The organism is Poseidonibacter ostreae, from assembly GCF_009208075.1.
Classification (GTDB): Bacteria; Campylobacterota; Campylobacteria; order Campylobacterales; family Arcobacteraceae; genus Poseidonibacter; species Poseidonibacter ostreae.
In genome coordinates this window covers 1-3,383 of the sequence record NZ_WFKJ01000084.1, presented here as the reverse complement: position 1 = coordinate 3,383, position 3,383 = coordinate 1, and the positions used below count along the sequence as shown (strand labels likewise).

The 3,383-nt window shown below is 26.3% G+C and carries 3 protein-coding genes; all 3 read left to right on the top strand.

What is annotated here, in order from left to right; all coding sequences use genetic code 11:
- The first annotated feature begins 17 nt into the window (after window positions 1–17).
- The 3 genes from GBG18_RS14780 (at window position 18) to GBG18_RS14770 (ending at window position 3,150) form a co-directional block, all read left to right on the top strand.
- On the top strand, window positions 18–761 hold the full coding sequence (locus GBG18_RS14780) for a response regulator transcription factor (protein ID WP_152192310.1): 744 nt from the start codon (window positions 18–20) through the stop codon (window positions 759–761).
- Window positions 762–882: 121 nt separating this feature from the next.
- Window positions 883–2,118, top strand: a complete 1,236-nt coding sequence (locus tag GBG18_RS14775; protein WP_152192309.1) for an EAL domain-containing protein — start codon at window positions 883–885, stop codon at window positions 2,116–2,118.
- A 27-nt stretch (window positions 2,119–2,145) separates the two neighbouring features.
- Complete coding sequence (locus GBG18_RS14770) at window positions 2,146–3,150, top strand: GGDEF domain-containing response regulator (protein WP_152192307.1); 1,005 nt, start codon at window positions 2,146–2,148, stop codon at window positions 3,148–3,150.
- The last annotated feature ends 233 nt before the right edge of the window (window positions 3,151–3,383 follow it).

Below are 3,383 nucleotides of genomic sequence, written 5' to 3'. Positions count from 1 at the left end.
ATTAAAAAAGGATTTTGATGGATTACGGACTTCTTAAAAAATATACCAGAGATATAAATGTACTTTTTGTAGAAGATGATACTCATTTTAGAAAAGAGTTATTTGAATTACTCCAAGATATTTTTCCACACGTGACAGTTGCTGTTGATGGACAAGATGGGTTGAATAAGTACAATGAGTATTTTATCTCTTCAAAAAAGTACTATGATTTGATTATTTCTGATATAAAAATGCCAAATTTAAATGGAATAGAATTGGTTGACTCCGTATATAAGATACATCCTGAACAAATAGTGGTCATCTTATCTGCACGAAATGAGTTTGATTATTTACTTCCTCTAATAAACTTAGGAATACAACAATTTTTTACAAAACCTATTAATTATACTACTTTTATAGAAGATATGTTAAAGATTTGCAATAAAATATATATCAATAACTTAGATGATGAAAGTACTATAATAAAAATAGATAATTCTTCGTTTTGGGATAAAGAGAAAAAAGAGCTGATACAAGATAATAGAAAAATAAAGCTTACCAAAAAAGAGATAATCTTAGTTGACAGAATATTGAAACAGAATGGAAGAATATATACTGTAGATGAACTTATCTCTACGATATGGTTTGAAGAGTTTGATTTAAATGCAGATATTAAAAATTTAAAAAATTTAATATCTCGTCTTAGAAAGAAAGTACCAAATTTGCATATAAAAAATATATATGGGATGGGATATAAAGCTGATTTACCAATAATGGACTGATTATTTCTTTTGTCACTTATATAATACCTTTGTGATACCCCTTTTTCTTTATACTTCATTCACTTGACAAATTGAAGGAAGTATATAATGAGATCTATAAAAATGAAACGATTGAGATATTATGAGTAAAAGCAATGAAAATTTTTATTTTTCATCTGTAAATACTGACAATTTGACAAGGCTGAAAAACAGAGAAGCCTTAATAAATAAATATGATAATGATAAAAAACTAAAATATAATGTCATGATAATAGATATAGTGGCTCTTGAGATTATCAATGAACTTTATGGATATGATACTGGTAATAATATATTGAAGCAATACAGTGAATTCTTACAAAGCTTTGTGCCCCATGAATATGAAATATATAGATATTGTTCTGATAAATTTGCTCTTGCATCTTTAGGTAAAAAATCAGAAATCGAATATAAAAAAGATATTTTAAATATACTTACTCAAACAAGAAGAATCAACTTCTATGTGAAACAATTAAAAATCAATATTGATATCTCAGTTGGAATATCAATTAATGAAGTAAATGCACTTCAGCAGGCTAGTATTGCTTTGAAAAAAACAAAAAAAAGTAACAGCAGATTTTCTTTTTATAATGAAAGTATGTTGAGAAATCAAAATATTCATAACTTTATATTGGTCAGAGATATAATCAAATTTGCAATTCAAGAAAATAGAGTAGAAGCTTATTATCATCCAATTGTGAATAAGAAAAAAGAGATAATAAAGTATGAAACATTGATGCGTATCACTGAAAATGATAATGTGTATTTACCAGAAAGTTTTTTAAAAATAGCTATAAAGTCGAAACAATATTCGAATCTCTCCCAACAACTTATAAAAAAAGCAATGCTTAATTTTGAAAATACTGATCATGATTTTTCTATAAACATTTGTTTTGGTGATGTTGTTGATGAAAATACTATTAGTTTGTTGGATAATACTTTTTTGAACAATAAAAATTTGGCTCAAAGAGTTATATTTGAAATCCTTGAATGTGATGAAATAAAGGATTATGATATATTAAAAGAGTTTGTTGAAAAATATAAAAAAATAGGTGTACGGTTTGCCATTGATGACTTTGGTGTAGGTTATTCTAATTTTTCACAAATACTCTCTTTGAAGCCAGAATTCATAAAGATTGATGGCAGTTTGATTAAAAATATACATGAAGAAAAAAGATCTCTAGAATTAGTAAAGGCGATAGTTTTATTTTCTAAAGCTTTGGATATAAAAATAATTGCAGAATATGTTCACTGTAAAGAAATATTTGATATTTTATGTGATTTAGGTATCGAAGAATTTCAGGGCTTTTATTTTTCACAACCTGTGGCAAAAATATAGATAAAAATTGTTTGTTTGGATACAGTTATGAAAACTTTAATAAATAAAATAAAATTAGAAAATAAAAAAGTCTTATACGTTGAGGATGATGATGATATTCGAGAGAGTACTATTGTTACATTAAAATTATTTAAAATGGATGTTATTGTTGCGAAGAATGGTCTTGATGGAATTGCAGCATATAAAGAAAATCAAAACATTGATGTATTGCTTACGGATATCAAAATGCCAAAACTTGATGGACTAAGTATGATAGAAGAAATAAAAAAATTTGAACCTACTTTACCTACAGTGGTTGTTACTGGGCATACAGAATTAAATTTTTTACGAAAAGCCATTGAATTGGGAGTTTCCTCTTATGTTAATAAACCAATAGATATTTATCAACTAAGAGATGCCCTCATAAAATCTATTGAACCCTATCTTCTCAAAACAATGCTGCTTCAGAAGAATAAAGAACTTGAAATATTAAATAAAGAGTTAGAACTAAAAGTAATTGAACGAACAAAAGCATTAGGAGACATAAATAAAAAGCTCGAATTGGTTGCGTCAACTGATTTTCTAACCAATATTCCAAATAGAAAATATATTTTTGAATTAGGAGAAAAATTGATTAGCATATCAAAAAGAGAGAAAAAATATTTTTCTGTTTTATTGTTTGACATTGATTTCTTTAAAAAAGTAAATGATACTTATGGTCATCAAATTGGAGATGAGGTATTAAAGTTTATAACTTCTCAGGTGACTTCAACTCTTCGAGAAAGTGATACGTTAGGTAGAATTGGGGGCGAGGAATTTTTAATTTTACTCAATGGAACGAGTAAAAATGGTTTAAATCAATTGTCTGAAAAAATAAGACTTAAAGTACAAAATAATCCATATAAAAATAAAGGTATATTAATTCCAGTTACTATTAGTATAGGAATAGCTAGCTTAAACCAACAAAATAATACACTTAAAAAATTATATATAAAAGCAGATAATGCTATGTATCAGGCAAAAAAAGATGGTAGAAATTGCATTAGGTGCTAAATTTCTCCATAAGTTTAGAATGTTTAATATTCCAAATATCAACAAATTATAAATACATGGTAAATCAATTTATTTTTAATAAATCCAAATGTATTCAGTGATATATTTATTTTGGTCTAGCCTTTCAGATTCCTCAAGGATAGCTAAGACCATTCCTGTAAATTGTTTTGAAATTGAGGCCATGCGAAAATTTGATTTTGAGTCAATCTTCATTTTTTTCTAAGCATGCAAAT